Origin of the sequence: Micromonospora musae (genome assembly GCF_003626545.1) — a bacterium.
Lineage (GTDB): Bacteria > Actinomycetota > Actinomycetes > Mycobacteriales > Micromonosporaceae > Micromonospora > Micromonospora musae.
Genome location: NZ_RAZS01000002.1, coordinates 674,506 through 693,580, shown reverse-complemented (window position 1 = coordinate 693,580; position 19,075 = coordinate 674,506). Strand labels below are relative to the sequence as shown.

Annotated in this window: 20 protein-coding genes; 4 read left to right on the top strand and 16 right to left on the bottom strand. The window is 72.3% G+C overall.

Features of this window, described 5'->3' with window-relative positions; genetic code table 11:
• The first annotated feature begins 25 nt into the window (after positions 1-25).
• Positions 26-598: a TetR/AcrR family transcriptional regulator gene (locus D7147_RS07250; RefSeq protein ID WP_120674865.1), complete on the top strand. Its 573-nt coding sequence runs from the start codon at positions 26-28 to the stop codon at positions 596-598.
• A 25-nt stretch (positions 599-623) separates the two neighbouring features.
• On the opposite strand, the gene D7147_RS07245 is transcribed toward D7147_RS07250, so the two are convergent.
• The 9 genes from D7147_RS07245 to D7147_RS07205 all read right to left on the bottom strand — a co-directional run bounded on the left by D7147_RS07245 (position 624) and on the right by D7147_RS07205 (position 8,751).
• A complete protein-coding gene (locus D7147_RS07245; RefSeq protein WP_120674863.1) occupies positions 624-965 on the bottom strand; it encodes an MmcQ/YjbR family DNA-binding protein in 342 nt (113 codons plus the stop codon).
• Between the two features lie 120 nt (positions 966-1,085).
• Entirely contained in the window at positions 1,086-1,631 is a 546-nt protein-coding gene (locus D7147_RS07240; protein ID WP_120674861.1) for a gluconokinase, read from the bottom strand.
• Positions 1,621-2,850 (bottom strand): D-mannonate dehydratase ManD, encoded by a 1,230-nt coding sequence (gene manD, locus D7147_RS07235; RefSeq protein WP_120674859.1) that lies wholly within the window; start codon positions 2,848-2,850, stop codon positions 1,621-1,623. The genes D7147_RS07240 and manD overlap by 11 nt, the downstream gene beginning before the upstream one ends.
• A 31-nt stretch (positions 2,851-2,881) precedes the next feature.
• Positions 2,882-3,832 carry a sugar kinase gene (locus D7147_RS07230; protein WP_120674857.1) on the bottom strand — a complete coding sequence of 317 codons (951 nt, stop codon included), beginning with the start codon at positions 3,830-3,832 and terminating at the stop codon, positions 2,882-2,884.
• Positions 3,829-4,464, bottom strand: a complete 636-nt coding sequence (locus D7147_RS07225; protein ID WP_233562986.1) for a bifunctional 4-hydroxy-2-oxoglutarate aldolase/2-dehydro-3-deoxy-phosphogluconate aldolase — start codon at positions 4,462-4,464, stop codon at positions 3,829-3,831. The genes D7147_RS07230 and D7147_RS07225 overlap by 4 nt, the downstream gene beginning before the upstream one ends.
• A 5-nt stretch (positions 4,465-4,469) precedes the next feature.
• The gene (dgoD, locus tag D7147_RS07220; protein ID WP_120674854.1) at positions 4,470-5,618 is read right to left on the bottom strand and encodes a galactonate dehydratase; all 1,149 of its coding nucleotides are present in this window, start codon (positions 5,616-5,618) and stop codon (positions 4,470-4,472) included.
• Positions 5,619-5,625: 7 nt separating this feature from the next.
• Positions 5,626-6,441, bottom strand: coding sequence for a carbohydrate ABC transporter permease (locus D7147_RS07215; RefSeq protein ID WP_120674852.1), 816 nt, complete (start codon positions 6,439-6,441; stop codon positions 5,626-5,628).
• Positions 6,438-7,388 carry a carbohydrate ABC transporter permease gene (locus D7147_RS07210; RefSeq protein WP_199716682.1) on the bottom strand — a complete coding sequence of 317 codons (951 nt, stop codon included), beginning with the start codon at positions 7,386-7,388 and terminating at the stop codon, positions 6,438-6,440. The genes D7147_RS07215 and D7147_RS07210 overlap by 4 nt, the downstream gene beginning before the upstream one ends.
• 76 nt (positions 7,389-7,464) lie before the next feature.
• Positions 7,465-8,751, bottom strand: coding sequence for an ABC transporter substrate-binding protein (locus D7147_RS07205; RefSeq protein ID WP_233562985.1), 1,287 nt, complete (start codon positions 8,749-8,751; stop codon positions 7,465-7,467).
• A 135-nt stretch (positions 8,752-8,886) separates the two neighbouring features.
• On the opposite strand from D7147_RS07205, the gene D7147_RS07200 reads away from it, so the two are divergent.
• Complete coding sequence (locus D7147_RS07200; protein ID WP_233562984.1) at positions 8,887-9,645, top strand: FadR/GntR family transcriptional regulator; 759 nt, start codon at positions 8,887-8,889, stop codon at positions 9,643-9,645.
• Positions 9,646-9,690: 45 nt separating this feature from the next.
• Here D7147_RS07200 and D7147_RS07195 read toward each other — a convergent pair whose 3' ends face one another.
• A complete protein-coding gene (locus D7147_RS07195) occupies positions 9,691-10,851 on the bottom strand; it encodes a CapA family protein (RefSeq protein WP_120674846.1) in 1,161 nt (386 codons plus the stop codon).
• A gap of 144 nt (positions 10,852-10,995) precedes the next feature.
• Positions 10,996-12,213 carry a DUF418 domain-containing protein gene (locus D7147_RS07190; RefSeq protein WP_120674844.1) on the bottom strand — a complete coding sequence of 406 codons (1,218 nt, stop codon included), beginning with the start codon at positions 12,211-12,213 and terminating at the stop codon, positions 10,996-10,998.
• Positions 12,214-12,310: 97 nt separating this feature from the next.
• Between D7147_RS07190 and D7147_RS07185 the strand changes: the two genes are divergently transcribed.
• On the top strand, positions 12,311-12,877 hold the full coding sequence (locus tag D7147_RS07185; protein ID WP_120674842.1) for a TetR/AcrR family transcriptional regulator: 567 nt from the start codon (positions 12,311-12,313) through the stop codon (positions 12,875-12,877).
• Positions 12,878-12,947: 70 nt separating this feature from the next.
• Here the strand turns inward: D7147_RS07185 and D7147_RS07180 are convergent, their stop codons facing one another.
• Both D7147_RS07180 and D7147_RS07175 read right to left on the bottom strand, forming a co-directional pair.
• Positions 12,948-14,540 carry a glycosyltransferase 87 family protein gene (locus tag D7147_RS07180; RefSeq protein ID WP_158609302.1) on the bottom strand — a complete coding sequence of 531 codons (1,593 nt, stop codon included), beginning with the start codon at positions 14,538-14,540 and terminating at the stop codon, positions 12,948-12,950.
• 126 nt (positions 14,541-14,666) lie between these two features.
• Positions 14,667-15,131, bottom strand: coding sequence for a carboxymuconolactone decarboxylase family protein (locus D7147_RS07175; RefSeq protein ID WP_120674838.1), 465 nt, complete (start codon positions 15,129-15,131; stop codon positions 14,667-14,669).
• A 145-nt stretch (positions 15,132-15,276) separates the two neighbouring features.
• Between D7147_RS07175 and D7147_RS07170 the strand changes: the two genes are divergently transcribed.
• On the top strand, positions 15,277-16,158 hold the full coding sequence (locus D7147_RS07170) for a sigma-70 family RNA polymerase sigma factor (RefSeq protein WP_120674836.1): 882 nt from the start codon (positions 15,277-15,279) through the stop codon (positions 16,156-16,158).
• Positions 16,159-16,200: 42 nt separating this feature from the next.
• On the opposite strand, the gene D7147_RS07165 is transcribed toward D7147_RS07170, so the two are convergent.
• Genes D7147_RS07165 through D7147_RS07155 form a run of 3 tightly spaced genes read right to left on the bottom strand, consistent with a single transcriptional unit; the run spans position 16,201 to position 18,991 of the window.
• The gene (locus D7147_RS07165) at positions 16,201-16,803 is read right to left on the bottom strand and encodes a LutC/YkgG family protein (protein WP_120675312.1); all 603 of its coding nucleotides are present in this window, start codon (positions 16,801-16,803) and stop codon (positions 16,201-16,203) included.
• A complete protein-coding gene (locus D7147_RS07160; protein ID WP_120674834.1) occupies positions 16,800-18,230 on the bottom strand; it encodes a lactate utilization protein B in 1,431 nt (476 codons plus the stop codon). The genes D7147_RS07165 and D7147_RS07160 overlap by 4 nt, the downstream gene beginning before the upstream one ends.
• A complete protein-coding gene (locus tag D7147_RS07155) occupies positions 18,227-18,991 on the bottom strand; it encodes a (Fe-S)-binding protein (RefSeq protein WP_120675310.1) in 765 nt (254 codons plus the stop codon). The genes D7147_RS07160 and D7147_RS07155 overlap by 4 nt, the downstream gene beginning before the upstream one ends.
• Positions 18,992-19,075 lie beyond the last annotated feature (84 nt).

The window sequence follows — 19,075 nt, the reverse complement described above, 5'->3', positions numbered from 1 at the left end:
ATTGGCGCGTTGGTATTCTCGCGTGGTGAGCGAGGCCCAGGTGTCCGGCAGCCGGGCGCGCACCCGGCAGGCGATCGTCGACGCGGCCATCGACGTGCTGGGGCGAAACCCGGCGGCGTCCCTCGGCGACATCGCCGCCGCCGCCGAGGTGGGGCGCACCACGCTGCACCGCTACTTCGCCGACCGCGCCGACCTGCTGCGGGCGGTGACCGCCGAGGCCGACGCCCGGCTGGAACGCGCGACGGCTCAGGCCCGGATGACCGAGGGCAGCGGGGCGTCCGCGGTACGACGTCTCTGCGAGGAGTACTTCGACCTGGGCAGTGTGCTGTCGCTCCTCTTCACCGCCACGCCGGCGTCGGCCGACCCCAGCTGCGAGGAGCCGGCGGGCTGCGATCCCGACTTCACGGCGATGGTCGAACGGGGACACCGGGACGGCACCATCGACCCCGAGCTTCCGGCCGACTGGGTGCAGAGCCTGATCTGGTCCCAGCTCTACGCGGGCTGGTCCTACCAGGCCACGATGGGCACGTCGCGGCACGAGGTGCTGCGCCTGATCCTGCGCACGGTCGACGGCGCGATCGCCGTCAAGGCGGCCTGACCGCCCACCCGCGACGAGCCGGCGGTCAACGGCCGAGGCGCTGCCGCGCCAGGAACTTCGGCACGCACATCCGCCACGCCTCGGTCACCAGCTCGGTCATGTGCTGCTGGTCGAGCCGCGCGACGTGGCAGCAGACCCAGTTGAAGCGCAGGTCGGACGCGCCGGGCAGGCAGAAGAGGCCCGGCTCGGCGGCGATCAGGGCGTCGCGCTCCTCCTTCGGGTAGCCGAAGCCCATCGACGCCTCGTCCCGGCTGAACGCGACGTAGACGAGCGACCCGACCCGGAACTTCACCCGGTCACGGATCAGGTGCTCGCTGCTGCGGGGCAGCGTGTGGGCGAGGGCTCGGACGTCGGCGACGGTCACCACGCGATGACCGTAACGCCCGCCACCGACAACCACCCGCACCGGTGGCGGGCGCGCCGAGAGCCTCCGGCGCTACGCCGCGCGGCGCGACCGGACCGGACGCCCGCCGCCCGGCCGCTCTGGCTAGCGCTCCCCCACCGGCGTCACGGTCGGCAGGCCGAGGCCGTGCAGCGCCGCTGCCACCAGCTGCTCCGGGCTGAGCGAGACGTCGAGCACGAGCACCGACTCGTCCGGCTCGGCCGGCTCCAGGGTGGCCAGCTGCGACTCGAGCAGGCTGGCCGGCATGAAGTGCCCGGTGCGGCGAGCCATCCGGTCCCGGATGACCTCCGCCGCCCCGTCCAGGTGCACGAAGTCCACGGTGGGCGGTCCCTGGCGCAGCACGTCCCGGTACGACCGCCGCAGCGCCGAGCAGGCCAGCACCGTCGAGCGGCCCTCCGCCGCCCTCGCGGCCATCCAGCCGGCGAGTTCACGCAGCCAGGGCAGGCGGGCGGCGTCGTCCAGCGGCACGCCGGCCCGCATCCGGGCCACGTTCTCCGCCGGGTGGAACTCGTCCGCCTCGGCGAAGAGCAGCCCCGTCGCCTCGCTGATCCCCCGCGCCACGGTGGTCTTGCCGGAGCCGGAGACCCCCATGACCACGACGTGCCGGGTCGGCCGCCGCTCACCAGTCATGGATCGTCCCGTCCTTGAGCCGGTTGAACGGCAGGTACGCCGGCACGTACGGGAACTTCGCGGCGGCCGCCTCGTCGAGTTCGACCCCGAGACCCGGCTGCTCCCCCGGGTGCAGGTAGCCGTCGGTGAAGGTGAACGACTGCCGGAACACCTCGTCGGTGAGCGTCCCGTGCCGCATGTACTCCTGGATGCCGAAGTTGTGGATCGCCAGGTCCAGGTGCAGGGCGGCGGCCATCCCCACCGGGGAGATGTCGGTGGGGCCGTGGATGCCGCTCTTGATCTGGTACTGCGCGGCGTAGTCGAGCAGCTTGCGCATGGCGGTGATGCCGCCGGTGTGGGTGACCGCCGAGCGGACGTAGTCGATCAGCTGTTCCCGGATCAGGGTCTGGTAGTCCCAGACCGTGTTGAAGACCTCGCCGATCGCCAGCGGAGTGGTGGTGTGCTGGCGGACCAGCCGCAACGCCTCCTGGTTCTCCGCCGGGGTGCAGTCCTCCAGCCAGAACAGGTCGTACGGTTCGAGCGCCTTGCCGAGCTTCGCGGCCTGGATCGGGGTCATCCGGTGGTGCCCGTCGTGCAGCAGCGGCAGCTCCGGGCCGAACTCGTTGCGTACGGCCTCGAAGACGCCGGGGAGGTGGCGCAGGTAGGCGCGGGTGTCCCAGTCCTCCTCGGCGGGCAGCGGGGTGCGCTGCGCCGGCTCGTAGTCGTACCGCTTTCCGCCGGCGCTGGGCTGCGTGGCCACCCCGTAGACGGCGTTGATGCCCGGTACGGAGGTCTGCACCCGGATCGACTTGAAGCCCTCGTCGAGGTGGCGGCGGATCGAGTCGAACAACTCCGGCACGTCCCGCCCGGAGGCGTGCCCGTACGCCATGATCCCCGTCCGGGAGGCGCCGCCGAGCAGCTGGTAGAGCGGCATGCCGGCGGCCTTGGCCTTGATGTCCCAGAGGGCCACGTCCACGGCGGCGATGGCGGCCATGGTGACCGGCCCGCGCCGCCAGTAGGCGGAGCGGTACAGGAACTGCCAGGTGTCCTCGATGCGGTGCGGATCGCGCCCGATCAGCAGCGGGACGACGTGGTCGCGCAGGTACGACGCGACGCTCAGCTCCCGGCCGTTGAGGGTGCCGTCGCCGAGGCCGGTGAACCCCTCGTCAGTGGTGATCTTGAGGGTGACGAAGTTGCGGTCGGGACTGGTGACGACGACGTCGGCAGCAACGATCTTCAAGGGGTGGTGCCTTTCTCTGCGGTGGTGAGGGTCAGCGCAGGACGCTGCCTGCCTCGTGGCCGTCGAGGAGCGCGAGTTCGGCGCGGCGCGGCAGACCCTCGCAGTCGCCGCGGGTGGAGACCGCGAAGGCGCCGAGGGTGGCCGCGCGGCGCAGCCGGCCGGTGAGGTCCAGCCCGTCGAACCAGCCGGAGAGGTAGCCGGCGGTGAACGCGTCCCCGGCGCCCACCGTGTCGACGGCGGTCACGCTCACCACGCCGACCTCCTCGACACCGTCGGCGGTGTACGCCCGGGCGCCCTCCGCCCCGAGCTTGACCAGCACGGTCTGCACGCCGCGCCGCAGCAGCTCGGCCGCGACCGTGGACTCGTCCGCGTCCGGCTCGCCGACGAGGTCCAGCTCGTCGGCGGAGGCGATGATGGTCGACGCGTACGTCGCCAGCGGGGTGAGCGCCGCCCGCGCGGCGTCGCGGGACCAGAGCCGGGCGCGGTAGTTGACGTCGAGGCAGATCGGGATGCCGGCCGCCGCGGCGGCCTCGGCCGCCCAGCCGGTCGCCGCCCGCGCGGTGTCGGAGAGGGCCGGGGTGATGCCGGTCAGGTGCAGCATCCGCGCCCCGGCGGCGAGCGGGGCCTTCAGGTCGTCGACGCCCAGCGCCGAGCCGGCCGAGCCGGCGCGGTAGTACTGGACCCGGGTCAGGTCGGCCGAGCGCTGCTCCAGGAACATCAGGCCGGTCTGCCGCTCGGCGTCACGGGTCACCCCGTCGACGCCGATCCCCTCGGCGCGCAGCTGCCGCAGGACGTACTCGCCGAACTCGTCGGTGCTCACCCGACCTGCCCAGGCGGCACGGTGCCCGAGCCGGGCCACCCCGACGGCCACGTTGGACTCGGCGCCGGCGACGTGCATGCTCAGCGGCGCGCCGGTGGCCAGCGGCCCGGCCGCCCGCATCGAGACCATGGCCTCGCCGAAGGTGAGCAGGTCGGGGGTCATGCGTGTGCTCCCTTGAGGACGGTGAGGTAGGTGCGGGCCCGCTCGCGCAGCGCGCCCAGGTCGCCGCCGGACGCGGCGTCGCCGACCAGCGGCCCGCCGACGCCCACCGCTATCGCGCCGGCCGCCAGGTAGCCGGGCACGTCGTCGAGGCTGACCCCGCCGACCGCGACGAACGGGATGTCCGGGAACGGGTCGCGCAGGGCCTTGAGGTACGCCGGGCCGCCCACCGAGGCCGGGAAGAGCTTCACCGCCGAGGCGCCCATCCGGGTGGCCGTGTAGGCCTCGGTCGGGGTGAACGCCCCGGCGGCCACCGGGAGGTCGCGGCGGGCGGCCTCGGCGATCGACTCGACCACGGCCGGGGTGACGACGAACTGCGCCCCGGCGGCGGCCACGTCGGCGACGTCGGCGGCGGTGAGCACGGTGCCCGCGCCGACCAGGGTTCCCTCGGGCGCGACCGCGCGCAGCGCCGCCACGGCTCGGGTCGCGTCCGGCGTGGTGAGGGCGACCTCGACGACGGGCACCCCCTCCTCCAGCAGCGCGGTGCCGGCGGCGATCGCGCCGGCGGCCGAGGTGCCGCGGATGACCGCGAGGATGCGGGCCGCGGCGAGTTCGGCAGTGAGGTCGAGCGTCATGTCATTCACCATTCCGCGTAGGAGCCGTCGAGGTGCCGCCAGGTCGGGCTGCGCCAGGCGTGTCCACGCTTGTCCGCGGTACGCACCGCGTGTTCGTCGATCTCGATGCCGAGGCCGGGCGCCCGCAGCCGCTCGACGTACCCGTCGACGAACGTCAGCGGCGCCTTGTCGAGGCAGTAGTCGAGCACCTCGGCGCCGAGGTTGTAGTGGATGCCGATGCTCTGCTCCTGGATCAGGTAGTTGGTCGTGGCGAAACCGACCTGGAGGCAGGCGGCGAGCGCGATCGGGCCGAGCGGGCAGTGCGGCGCGAGCTGCACGTCGTACACCTCGGCCAACGCGGCGATCTTGCGGACCTCGGTGATGCCGCCCGCGTGCGAGAGGTCCGGCTGCGCGACCGCGATGCCGGCCTGGAGCACGGGGAGGAACTCCTGCCGGTTGTAGAGCCGCTCCCCGGTGGAGACCGGCGTGCTGGTGGAGCGGACGAACTCGCCGATCAGGTGCGAGTTCTCCGGGACCACCGGCTCCTCCAGGAAGAAGGGCCGGTACGGCTCCAGCAGCGGCGCGACCCGGCGGGCGTTGGCGAGGGTGAACCGGCCGTGGAAGTCGACGGCGACGTCCCGCTCCTCGCCGAGCACCTCCCGCGCCGCGGCGACCCGTCGCACCACGCCGTCGAGTTCGGCGACCGAGGCGACCGGGCTCATCCGGCCGGACGCGTTCATCTTCACCGCCGTGAGACCGGACTCCACGGCGGCGGCGATCTGGTCGCGCACCTCGGCGGGCTCGTCACCGCCGACCCAGCCGTACACCCGGATCCGGTCCCGGACCGGGCCGCCGAGCAGCTGGTGCACCGGCGCGCCGAAGTGCTTTCCGGCGATGTCCCACAGCGCCTGGTCGAGGCCGGCGACGGCGCTGGCCAGGATCGGGCCGCCCCGGTAGAAGGAGGCCTTGGTGAGCACCTGCCAGTGGTCCTCGATGCGCAGCGCGTCCCGGCCGATGAGCAGCTCGCCGAGCTGCTCGACGGCGGTGCGGACGGTCTCCGACCGGCCCTCGCAGGTCGCCTCGCCCCAGCCGACGACGCCGGAGTCGGTCTCGACCCGGACGAAGAGCCAGCGCGGTGCGACGAGGAAGGTCTCCACCCGTGCGATCGTCGTCATGGCGTGCTCAACCCTTCGTGGCGCCGGCGGTGAGGCCGGAGACGACGTACTTCTGCACGAACAACGCGATCACCATGATCGGCAGGGTGACGACTGTCGCCGCCGCCATCAGGCCACCCCAGTCGATGCTCGCGTACCCGACGAAGTCGAAGATCGCCACCGGGAGCGTCTTCGTGTCCGCGCCGGAGAGCACCAGGGCGAACATGAAGTTGTTCCAGGAGAAGATGAACGAGAGGATGCCCGCGGTGGCGATGCCCGGCACCGACAGCGGCATCGTGATCCGCCGGAACGCGCCGATGTGGGTCAGCCCGTCGACGAGGGCGGCCTCTTCCAACTCGGTCGGCAGCCCGTCGAAGTAGCCCATCATGATGTAGACGATCAGCGGTAGCGACACGAACATGTGGCTCAGGATCAGCACGGTGAACCCGCCGACCATCCGCAGGTTCGAGAAGACGTAGTACCAGGGCACCAGGAGCGAGACCCCCGGGATCACCCGGGCCATCAGCACCACCAACGCCGAGCGGCGCATGGTGAACCGGCTCATCGAGTACGCCGCGGGCACGCCCAGGATCAGCGACAGCACGGTGGCGGCGAACGCCACCCAGAGGCTGTTGCCGATGAACTGGGCGTAGTTCGCGCGCTGGAGGACGTTGGTGTAGTTGTCCAGCGTCGGCGTGAAGGCGAACGCCTTGCCGCTGTCGTAGATGTCGACGTTGGTCTTCAGCGACGCCAGGATCATCCAGAGCAGCGGCGCCAGCAGGCCGAGCACCACGACGGCGAGGGCCACCGTCCGGAAGATGCGGTACGACCGGCTCGGTCTCATCGCTCCAGCCCCTTCTTGCGGTAGGTCAGCGCCCACATCACCCCGATGATGATCAGGAAGAAGATGATGAGGACGGTCGACGAGACGCCGTAGTCGTTGTAGTCGAAGCTGAGCCCGTAGGCGTACACGTTCAGGGTCTCCACCTCGTGGAAGGACCCGCCGCCGCGGCCCTTCGTGGCGTAGAGGATGTCGAAGGTCTTGAGCGCGTCGATGCCGCGCAGCAGGATCGCCACGACCACGGTGGGCATGAGCAGCGGCAGGGTGACGTGCCGGAACCGCTGCCAGGTGCTGGCGCCGTCGATCCGCGCCGCCTCCTGCGGCTCGTCGGAGAGCGAGGTGAGCCCGGCCAGCAGGATCAGGACGACCATCGGGGTCCACTGCCAGATGTCGATGAACATCGTCGTCGGCAACGCCGAGTGCTGGCCGGAGAGCCAGGGCTGGGGGCCGATGCCGACCCAGCCGAGCAGTTGGTTGGCCATCCCGATGTTGGGATCGAAGATCAGGCGCCACATCATGCCGACGGCCACCGGGGTGGCCACCAGCGGCAGCAGGATCGCCACGCGTACCCACCGCTCGCCGCGGAAGGGACGCCACAGCAGCAGGGCGATCGCCATGCCGAGGACGACCTCGACGAGGAGCACGACGCCGGTGAAGGCGACCGTACGCAAGACCGCCGGCCAGAACCGGTCGGTGTCGGTGAGCACGTCGAGGTAGTTCTGGACGCCGATGAACTCGCTCTCGGCGCGTACCGAGCCCTCGGCGTCGGTGAGGCTGAGGTACCCGGTCCAGGCCACCGGGAAGACGATCAGCACGGCGACGAACGCCATCGCGGGTGCCGCGAAGAGCCATTTGCGGTGTGCGTTGGCCCAGCGCGACCAGGCCGACCCGTCCGCAAGAGCCGGGCGGGCCTCGGGTGATCTGGTGTCGGGGGTGGTGACGGTGGACATCGGGGTCTCCGGTTCGCAGGGGCCGTGACCGGTGCGGTGGCGGAGCCCGGTCGGCTCCGCCACCGTCACGGTCGGGCTACTTCGCCTCGTCGTCGAGGAACTTCTGGAACGCCTCGTTGGCCGTGTCCGCCGAGGCGGCCGAGTCCTTGCCGGTGATCGCGTCGACGATCGGCTGGCCGACGATCTCGCGCGCCTCGGCGACCTTCACGACCAGCGGACGGTCGTGGCCGACACCGTTGGCGGTGCTGACCGTGGTGGCCTCGGCGAGGTCCTTCGGGTAGGTCGAGGTGGCCTCCGGGTTGGCCCAGACCGAGGCGCGCGCGCCGGGGACGCCGGCCTTCTGCTGCACCAGCGACTGCTCCTTGCCCGCCGCCCACTGGATGAACTTCCAGGCGTTGTCCTTGTTCTCCGAGGCGTCGTTGACGCCGAGCGCCCAGGAGGGGATGTTGTACGGCTTCGAGCCGGCCGGCCCGGCCGGGAAGGCCGCGAAGCCGACGGTGTCGGAGACCTTCGACTTGGCCGGATCGGTGGCGTTCTTGTAGAGCGAGTTGGCCTCGGTGTAGAAGGCGGCCTTGCCCTGGGTGAAGATGGCCATCGCCTCGGACCAGCTCATGTCGGTGCTGATGTTCTCCGGGCCGTGGTCCTTGAGCATCCCGCCGTAGTAGGCGTACGCCTGCTTGGCCTGCGGGGTGTTGACCGAGGCCTTGCCGCTGCCGTCGACGAAGTCGCCGCCGAAGCTGTAGAGGAAGCTGGAGAACTGGGTGACGGCGGCCGCCTTGCCGGTGCGGGCCACGAAGCCGGCCACGCCCGGGTTGTCGGCCTCGACCTTCGTCGCCTGCGCCTTGAGCTCGTCGAGGGTCTTCGGCGGGGCGGTGAAGCCGGACTTCTCCAGCAGGTCCTTGCGGTAGTAGAGGACCTCCTGCTCGGTGATGATCGGTACGCCGACCACCTTGTCCTCGTACGTGGTGGCCTCCACCGGCCCCGGCTGGAAGTCGCCGAACTCGAAGCCGGCGTCCGACTTGGTGCGGTCGGTCAGGTCGGCGAGGTACTTGTTCTTGGCGAAGAGCTTCCCCTCCTGCAGGGGGCGGTACATCATCACGTCGATGTCGCTGGACCCGGCGTTGAGCTTGACGTTGTACTGGTCGGAGAGCTGGTCCTCACCGAGCTGGGTGACCTCGACCTTGAGACCGGACTGCTTCTCGAACTCCGGCAGGGCCTGCTTGATGTTCTCCGTCCACACGTGATTGACCAGGGTGATGCGCAGCGTGTCGGAGCCCTCGCCGCTGTCCCCGCCACCGCAGGCGGTCAGGCCCATCGCGGCGACCACGGCCAGAGAAGTGCCGAGTATCGATCTACGTCGCACGCTTGTCTCTCCTTCTGTCGCGGTCATCGCCTCGACGAGGCGCTACCTCGCTTTTTACATCTGCTTAACGTCGGGATGCTAGGCCCAAAAAGCAGACTTATTCAAGGCGTTGATCTAACTGATATGATCAGTGGCGTGGAATCGTCCGCCTCCGGGGCCCCCGTCAGCACCGCCCCCGCCGAGACCGGACTGCACGCGCGCGTCCTCGAACACCTCGGCACCGCCATCTGCGGCGGCGAGCTGGCCCCCGGATCGGTGCTCAACATCGACGAGCTGGTCGACCGGTACGCCGTGTCCCGCTCGGTCATCCGCGAGGTGCTGCGCGTGCTGGCCTCGATGGGGTTCATCGAGACGCGCCGCCGGGTCGGCGTGCTGATCCGCCCGGCGACCTCCTGGAACGTCTTCGACCCGCAGGTCATCCGGTGGCGGCTCGCCTCGGCCGGCCGGATGGCCCAGCTCAGGTCGATCACCGAGCTGCGCACCGCAGTCGAGCCGCACGCCGCCCTGCTGGCCGCCACCCGGGCCGATCACGACGAGGCGAGCGACCTGGTCGGGCTCGCCGCGAAGATGTGGGCCGCCGGCAAGGCCGGCGACGAGGAGCGCTTCCTGAGCCTGGACATCGAGTTCCACCGCCGGGTGCTACGCGCCTCCGGCAACGAGATGTTCCTCCGGTTGCAGGACCTGATCGCGGAGGTGCTCACCGGCCGGCACAAGCACCACCTCATGCCGCACCACCCGCACGAGCAGGCCCTCCAACTGCACGCCGAGGTCGCCCAGGCCATCCAGCGGCACGACGGCGAGCGCGCCCGGCGGGCCATGGTGGAGCTGATGGAGCAGGCCTTCGACGAGATGAGATCGCTCTGGGAGCAGACCGGCGAGCCCAGCCGAGGCTGAGGCGGCGCGACGGGTCAGCGGGAGCGCCGCCGCTTCCCCGACATGTCAGTGCGGCATGCGCAGCCCGGCGGCGACCGCGCCCCGCTGGTCCACCAGCCCGGCGATCCGCCGGAGCACCGCCGCGTAGTGGGCACGACGCAACGCCGGCGCGGCCGGGTCCGCCGCGGCGGCGGTCACGTCGACCACCCGGGCCTGCGGCCGGTACTCCATCCAGGTCGGCAGCACCGTCACCCCGGTGACCGCCCAGCGACCGTTCGCCGTACGGGTGAAGGTGAACTGCGGCACCACCGCGTCCTGCGAGCGCTCCTGCGAGCCGTCGGCGAACCGCGTGGTCAGGTTCCCCATGCCGTAGGCGACCCACTTCCCGCCCACCTTCTCGAAGGGCTGCACCACGTGTACGTGGTGCCCGACGATCAGGTCGATCTCCGGCGAGGCCAGCAGTTCGCGCGCCAGGTCCGACTGGTCGGCGGTCGGCTCGTGCTGGTACTCCGTACCCCAGTGCATCGACAGGATGACGATCTCCGCGCCGGCCTCCCGGGCCCGGCGGGCCTCGCCGCGGATGGCGTCGGCGTCGATCAGGTTGGCGGCCCACGGCCGCCCGGCCGGCAGCGGGATGTCGTTGAAGCTCAACGTGTACGACAGGTGCCCGACCTTGACGCCCTTGACGTCCAGCACGTTGGGCCGGCGGGCCTCCGCCGCGGTACGCGCCATGCCGGTGTGCCGCAGGCCGACCCGGTCCAGGTTGTCCAGCGTTCGGGCGATGCCCTCCACTCCGGTGTCGAGGGAGTGGTTGGAGGCGGTCGAGCAGGTGTCGAAGCCCGCCCAGGCCGCGGCGTCGGCCAACTGTGGCGGGACGCTGAAGTTCGGCCAGCCGGTGAAGGGGCCGTCCGGCTCGGCGAGCGGCGTCTCCAGGTGGCAGATGGCGAGGTCGGCCGCGCTCACCCGAGGTTTCACGGCGGCCAGGATCTGGGTGAAGTCGTGCCCGTCGCGCCCCGCCCGGCGCGCGTCGGCGGCCGCCTGCTCGCTGAGCGCCGGGTGTACGAGCAGGTCACCGGCCGCAGCCACGGTGAGCGTGGTCGGCGGCGCGGCGCTGGTGGGCGGGGCGGACGGCGTGGCCGGCCGGACGAACGACTCGGGCTCGGACGCCTCACAGCCCGCCGCCAGCACGGCGACCAGCAACACCGCCACGGCGGGTGACTTCCTCATGACAGCACATGATGCCGGTCGCGCCGCGCCCCGCGGCGGGAACGTCGAAACTTCCCCCGTGCTCCACCTCAACCACCTGGGCCTGCCGACGGCATGAGCGCACCGCCCGGGCCGGTCCGCCCGGGCGGTGCTCCCCCACTCGCTCTACGCCGCCCGGCGCCGCCAGGGCGGCACGGTCGCGTTGGTCAGTGCCCGCAGCAGCCACTCGGCCGGGCCGTAGTGGTGCCCCCGCATCCACCAGGCGCTCACCGCCGCTTGGAGGGCGAAGACGGCCACGGCGACGAGGACGGCGACCAGCGGCGACACCCGCCCGATGAGGCCGAAGCCCCAGCCGGTGAAGATCACTGCGCAGATCACCGACTGACCGAGGTAGTTGGACAACGCCATCCGCCCGGCGGGGGCCAGCGCCCGGGAGAGGTTCCCGCCCGGACGAGTCCGGAAGAGCTGGAAGAGCGTGGCGACGTACGCGGCGGCCAGCAGCGGGGCCGTCACCACGGTGAGGGCGAGCGCCACCGGGTCGAGTCCGGTGGTCCCTCCGGTGCTGGCGAAGACGACCGCTCCGGCCAGACCCACCGGGTAGCCGACCAGGCAGAGCCGCCGCCAGAGCCGGGTGTGCCGCTGCGGTTCGGACAGGATGCCGCGCTTGCCGGCGGCGAGACCGACGAGGAACGCGGCCAGCGCGACCGGCGCCTGCAACGAGGCCAGACCCAGCAGCATCTGCGGCATCGACCGGAGGTGCTCGGCGATCACACCGGCCGGGCTGCCGGCGAGCGCCTCGGTCGACGCCCGCCCCTCCGCCAGGGCGGCAGCCGGTTCGGCCGTCAGGCTCGCTCCGGTGACCGCCGCTCCCACCATCTGGAGGGCGACCAGTCCGATGAGGACGCCGGCCCAGATCATCGCGGTGCGGGGCCGGATCCGGCGGGCGACCAGCAGCACCAGGCCGAGCAGCGCGTACGTGGTGAGGATGTCGCCGTGGAAGAAGAGCAGGGCGTGCGCGACGCCGAGCAGGAACAGCCCGGCCAGCCGGCGCAGGAAACGCGGCACGAACGAGGCACCGTGTCGCCGGGCCGACTCCAGTTGCAGCGTGAAGCTGTATCCGAAGAGGAACGAGAAGAGCAGGTAGAACTTCAGCTCGAAGAGGAGGGCGACCGTCGCGCGGACCGCGTCGTCCACCCCGGAGGTGAAGGCCGGATCGTCGATGCCGTGCCAGGGGAACGCGGTGGCGAAGAAGGCGATGTTCACCACGAGGATGCCGAGGAGCGCGAAGCCGCGCAGGGCGTCGACGTCGCGCAGCCGGGCGGGGGCGGCGGGGGCGGCGGACTCGCTGGTCTCCACCGCGGCGGGGTGCGTCGGGCTCGTCATGTCCGTCACTCTAGGACCGCATCTATACGTTTGTCTATGACGCCTGTATAAGACGATCGTCTTATACAGGCGACCAGTCACCGGCTACTGTGGCAACGTGGGACATCGAGATCAGCTTCTTGCCGGCGCCCGGCAGTGCCTCTACGAGCGCGGATACGCCCGCACCACGGCGCGCGACATCGTGGCCGCCTCCGGCACCAACCTGGCCTCCATCGGCTACCACTTCGGCTCCAAGGACGCGCTGCTCACCGCCGCGATGATCGAGGCGATGAACGAATGGGGCGACACCCTCGGACGGACCATGGAGGTCGACCAGAGCCTTCCGCCGCTGGAGCGGCTCGGCAGCGTCTGCGACCAGGTGGCGGCGTCCATCCAGGAGAACCGCGCGCTCTGGTCGGCAAGCGTCGAGGTCTTCACCCAGACCGACCACCAGCCGGAGCTGCGCGAGCGGATCGCGTCGGCGTTCGAGGCGGGCCGCCCGGCCTTCGCCGCCATGCTCGGCGTCGACCCGGAGTCGTCACCGGGGACCGCCCGCGCGGTCGGCTCCCTGGTGCTCATGCTGATCAGCGGTCTCACCGTGCAGTGGCTGCTCGACCCGGAGCACGCTCCCTCCGGCGCGGAGCTGGCCACCGCCGTGCGGGCTTTGCTCCCCGCCGGCGGCTGACCGGCGGTCGGCGAACGGCAGCAGGCGCGTCAGGCTGTGACGACTTCCCGGACTGACCGGGCCGCCCCGGCTATTGGCCGAACGCGGCGGCTAGCTCGTCGTCGAAGGTGGCGATCGGTCGGCCGTCGGCACCGTAGGCGACGAGGCGGCCGTGCGTCATCGTCGCGGACCGGAACGAGAAGACCCGGGGCCCCGGATAGGGCGACAGCAGCGGAATGACGCGGGGTGCGCCGCCCGGGGCCGAGTGGTACTCCAGCCGCGCCACCTCCGTCGACACCACTCCGTTCACCCGTACCTTCGTCTTCTCGGTGCGGGTGCCGAAGGTGACCGGCCCACCGGTGTCGTACGACGCGCAGGCGACCGGTCCGCGGCAGACGAAGAAGTAACGCGGGTTCACCACGTCGTCCAGCGCGTACGCCTTGAAGGTGGGGTCGGCCCCCGCAGGCAGCGGCTGCACGGCGAAGAACGCGACGGCCGTCGCGGCCGCGACCCCGGTGCGGAGCCAGGCGCGACCGGCGGCCCGGGGGCGTCTCGAACGGGCCGCCACCACCGCGACCCCGCCGAAACCCGTCAGGCAGAGCGCCACCACGCCGAGCGCGCGGGCGTTCTCGAACAGGAACTGCACACCAGGTCGCATGGAGACGGCGCTCAACGCGGCGCCCAGCGACACCACCATCGCGGTCAGCAGCGCCACGCCGGCCGCCCTCCGGGCCACCCCCGACGCGCCGATGAGCAGCATCGCGGCGAGCACCGGCCAGACCTGGTGATGCGTCCAGGAGACCGGCGACGCGGCCACGGTGGCGCAACCGACGAGCACCGCGGCGTGCCCCGGCAGCCCCTGCGCCGCCAACTGCCGGGCGCGCAGCAGCGCCACCGCGCAGATCGCCGCCACCAGGCCTGCCCAGAGCAGCGGCAGGGACACCGGTTCGACGCCGAGCCGCAGCAGCATGCCGTGCAGCGACTGGTTGCCCAGCGACGCGAGGTTGCCGATCCGACTGGTCTGCAGCACCGTTCCGGCCCAGTAGGTCCAGCTCTCCCCCGGCAGGACGACGGCCGCGAGCCCGGCGCAGGCCACGAAGGTCGCCGCCGCGCGAGCCGCGTCACGGTAGCGCCCGGCGGCGAGGAAGTAGAGCACGAAGAGCAGCGGGGTGAGCTTGATGGCGGACGCCACCCCGACGAGCACGCCCCGCAGGCGCGGTGGGACGACCTCCATACCGTCGAGCAGCGCCAGCAGCACGACGAAGATGCTGACCTGACCGAAGCGCAGGTTGCTCTGCACCGGGGCGGAGAGCATCAGCGCGAGCGCCACGACCGCCGCCGCCACGTGCCGCCCGGAGCGTCCGCGCGCCAGCACCGCGCCCACCGGCACCGCCACGGCGACGACCGCCGCGCAGGTCGCCAGCAGCCAGACGACCTGCACCACCGGCTCGGAGAGCAGCGTGATCGGCCAGAGCACGAGCGCCGCGAACGGCGGGTAGGTGAAGGGGCCGCCGTTCTCGGCGACGTACCCGTAGAGCGGACGCCCCGCGCGCAGGTCGAGCAGCGCGCCGTAGTAGATGTGCAGGTCGGAGAGGCGGTCCTCGCGTCGCAGGACGAGCGCGATGGAGACCAGCGCGACGACGGCGAAGGCCGACCAGAGCAGTGCCAGCCGTCGATCCCGCACGGTTGTCAGCATAGGGTCCCGGGCGGCGACCCACAGCCCCGTGTGCCCGTCGGACCAGCCGACCCGTCGTGGACCGGGGCGGGTGGCGACCGGCAGCCGCCGCCCGTCCCGGTCCACCGCCGCGGGTCAGCCCCAGTGCTGCGGCGCGGGCTGGCGGGTGGTGGCGTTGATCCGGTTGAAGAAGTTGGTGGTGGCGATCCAGAGCACGATCGCCGCCAGCTCCTTCTCCCCGAAGTGCCGGGCGGCCTCCGCCCAGATGTCGTCGGGCACCGCGTCCGGCCGGTCGGCGAGGCGGGTGGCGGCCTCGGCGAGCGCCAGCGCGGCCCGCTCGGCCTCCGTGAAGTACGGCGTCTCCCGCCAGACGGCCACCGCGAAGAGCCGCTCGTCGGTCTCGCCCGCCTTACGCATCCCCCGGGCTCCCGAGTCGACACAGGCGCTGCACCCGTTGATCTGACTGGCCCGCAGGTGCACCAGCTCCAGCGTGCGCTGCGGCACGCCGGCCGAGTGGGCCGCCTTGTACAGCAGGTTGACGGCCTGCACGGCGTCCGGCAGCAGACCCGCGGGGTTCGCGATGCGTGGTTCGGTGGTCATATCTGTCCGTCCCTCCCTCTAGGCTGGCCGGCGTCCGTCGCGGTACGACGTCCCGGCCCGTTCACCGATATGTCGACCGCCACCCCGACCGCGTGACAGATGTGGCTGCCGTCACACCGGCGCCTCGGCGAAGGAGTGTTCCGACATGCACGACGCCGACCTGCTGGCCCGGCGGTTCGAGGAGCACCGTCCGCACCTGCGGGCGGTGGCCCACCGGATGCTCGGCTCCGGCGTCGAGGCCGAGGACGCCGTCCAGGACACCTGGCTGCGGCTGACCCGGGCGCAGACCGACGGGATCGACAACCTGCCCGGCTGGCTGACCACAGCGGTCGGCCGGGTCTGCCTCGACCGGCTGCGTTCCCGGGCCGCCCGCGCCGAGCAGCCGTGGGACGGTGGCGACGCGACGGACGATCCGGCGGTCGATGCGCCCGCCGACCCGGAGCAGGAGGCCGTGCTCACCGAGTCGGTGGGCCGGGCGCTGCTGGTGGTCCTGGACACTCTCGCGCCCACCGAGCGGTTCGTCTTCGTGCTGCACGACCTCTTCGCGGTCTCCTTCGACGAGATCGCCGCCGTCGTCGACCGCAGCCCCGCCGCCCTCCGTCAGATCGCCAGCCGGGCCCGCCGGCGGGTCCAGCTCGGCGGCGAGGTACGGGAGACGGATCCGACGCGCCAGCGACAGGTCGTCGAGGCGTTCCTCGCCGCGTCCCGCGAAGGTCGCTTCGACGACCTGGTCACCCTGCTGGATCCGCACGTCGTACTCCGGGCCGATCCGGTGGCCGTCGGCATGGGTTCGACAGCGGAGACCCGTGGCGCGGCCGCCGTCGCCGCCTTCTTCAACGGCCGGGCGGAGGGCGCGGTCCCCGCGTACGTGGACGCCGCGCCGGGCGCGGTCGTGGTGATCCGTGGGCGGACCCGCATCGTGCTCGCCTTCATCGTCACCGACCGGATCATCGGCATCGAGGCGGTGGCCGACCCGGAGCACATCGCGTCCCTCGACCTCGTGCCGGACGACCCGGCGCGGCGGTGATCGGGCGGGGCGTCGGTGCCCGGTGAGCAGCGGGTGCCGACGTCAGGACGTCAGAAGGACCACGTGCAGGTTCCGGGGGCCGTGCACGCCCTCGACCCGGTTCAACTCGATGTCGCTGGTGGCGGAGGGCCCGCTGATCCAGGTGAGTGGGCGTCGCGGGTCGAGCCGGGCCACCGCGTCCGGCACCCCCGCCACCACCTGCTCGCTCCGCAGCACGCAGATGTGCACGTCGGGCAGGAGGGTGATGACCCGCCGACCCTGGTCGGGGGCGCCGTCCAGGACGATCGTGCCGGTCTCGGCGACCGCCACGGCCGCCGCGGTGACCACGCCGTCGGCGGCGGCGACCTCCGCGGTGCTGAGGTCGTCGTCGGTCACGGCCGTGACCGACGCGGGCAGCCACCGTTCGGGCAGCCCCCGCGGGACCACGACCCGCCGGCCACCGAGGACGGCGTCGACGACTTCAGCCACCTCGGGCTCGGCGCAGCGGTGCACGGTCGCCCGGTAGTCGGTGAGCCGGTCCACCAGCAGGTCGAGGTCGGCGTCGCCGCCCGCCGGCCGGTAGTCGCGCGGTGCCTCGGCCGGTACCCGCGGCGGGGCGCCGCGGGCGGCGCGCAGGCGGGCGAGGACCTCCTCCCGGCCGCTCACCGCTGCGCCCACCACTCGCGGAACGTGTGCTCCGGCGGTTGCGGCAGGTCCCGGCCGATGGTCCAGCCGGAGAGCGGTGGGGGCAGCCCACGACCACGGCGGCCGGCGAACCGGCTGAGCCGCGCCGCCCGCTGCGCCGCCGCGTAGAGCGCCGGCCGGTCCATGACGTACGCGGCCGCGGCCATCGCCGCGGCTTCGGCCTTCGGGTGTGGCGCGCGGTCGCGCAGGTGCACCAGCAGCTCCGGAATGTTGATCTTCACGGGGCAGGCGTCGTAGCAGGCGCCGCAGAGCGTCGAGGCGTACGGCAACGAGGCGTTCTCCTCGACGCCGGTGAGCTGTGGCGAGAGCACCGCGCCGATCGGCCCCGGATAGACCGACCCGTACGCGTGCCCGCCGGCACGCTCGTAGACCGGGCAGACGTTGAGGCACGCGGAGCAGCGGATGCAGCGCAGCGCCTGCCGGCCCACCTCGTCGGCCAGTACGGCGCTGCGGCCGTTGTCGAGCAGCACCAGGTGGAACGCCTGCGGCCCGTCGCCGGGGGTGACACCGCTCCACATCGAGGTGTACGGGTTCATCCGCTCCCCGGTGGACGAGCGGGGCAGCAGCTGCAGGAAGACCTCCAGGTCCCGCCAGGTCGGCACCACCTTCTCGACGCCCATCACGGTGATCAGCGTCTCGGGCAGGGTGAGGCACATCCGCCCGTTGCCCTCGGACTCCACGACGGCGAGGGTGCCGGTCTCCGCCACGGCGAAGTTGGCGCCGGAGACGGCGACCCGCGTGGTCAGGAACGTCTCGCGCAGGAAGCGGCGGGCGGCGGCGGCGAGCGCGGGCGGATCGTCGGTGAGCGACGGGTCGACGCCCGGCATGGCCTGCAGGAAGATCTCGCGGATCTCGGCCCGGTTGCGGTGGATGGCCGGCACCAGGATGTGGCTCGGCCGGTCCTCCCCGAGCTGCACGATGAGTTCGGCGAGGTCGGTCTCCACGGCGCTGATCCCGGCCGCTTCGAGCGCCTCGTTGAGGCCGATCTCCTGGGTCGCCATGGACTTCACCTTGATGACCCGGTCGCTGCCGGTCGCGGCGACCAGTTCGGTGACGATCCGGTTCGCCTCCACCGCGTCCGCCGCCCAGTGCACGATGCCGCCGGCCGCGGTGACCGCGACCTCCAACTGTTCCAGCAGCTCCGGCAGGCGGGCCAGGACGTCCGTCTTGATCGCCGCCCCGGCCTCGCGCAGGGCCTGCCAGTCGGGCAGTTCGCCGATGACCGCGCCGGACTTCGCGCGGATGGTGGTGGTGGCGTGGCCCAGGTTGCGCCGCAGCTGGGGGTCGGCGAGGCCGCGCCGGGCAGCGGCCGGAAAGGGCTCCTCGCCGCGCAGGTGCCCGACTCCGCGCGGCGCGGTCGCCGGCATGCCGAGGAAGGTACGCCTCATGCCCGCACCGCCGTCCGGCCGATGCTGCCGCTGCGCTCGGTCGCGGCGAGGATCTCCGCCAGGTGCACGGTGCGTACGCCGGTGCGTAGCCGGGCCAGTCCCCCGCCGATGTGCATCAGGCAGGAGGCGTCGCCGGCCGTGCAGACGTCGGCGCCGGTGGACTGGACGTGGCGCAGCTTGTCCGCGAGCATCGCGGTGGAGGTGTCGGCGTTCTTCACGGCGAAGGTGCCGCCGAAGCCGCAGCACTGCTCCGCCTGTGGCAGCTCGACGAGGTCGAGGCCGCGGACCTCCCGCAGCAGCCGCAGCGGCCGGTCCCCCACCCGCAGCAGGCGCAGCGAGTGGCAGGTCGGGTGGTACGTGACCCGGTGCGGGTAGTACGCGCCCACGTCGGTCACCCCGAGCACGTCCACCAGGAACTCCGACAGCTCGTAGGTGCGTTCCGAGACCGCCTCGGCGCGCGAGGCCAGCCGCTCGTCGCCGGCGTTGCGGGCCACCGAGGCGTGCTGGTGCCGTACCGATCCGACGCAGGAGCCCGACGGGGCGACCACCACGTCGTACGGCTCGAAGGCGCGTACGTGGCGGCGGACCAGCGGCAGGGCCTGCGCCGAGTAGCCGGTGTTGACGTGCATCTGCCCGCAGCAGGTCTGCTCCGGCGGGAAGACGACCTGGTGGCCGAGGCGTTCCAGCAGCCGCACGGTCGCCTCGGCGGCGGCCGGGAAGAGCGTGTCCGCCAGGCACGTCACGAAGAGCGCGACCCGCATCGTCACCCGCCTCTCGGGTTCTGGTCGGCCCGATCCGCACCGGCCTCGGTCATTCGATCAGCTCGGCCGGCGTCACGCAACGGC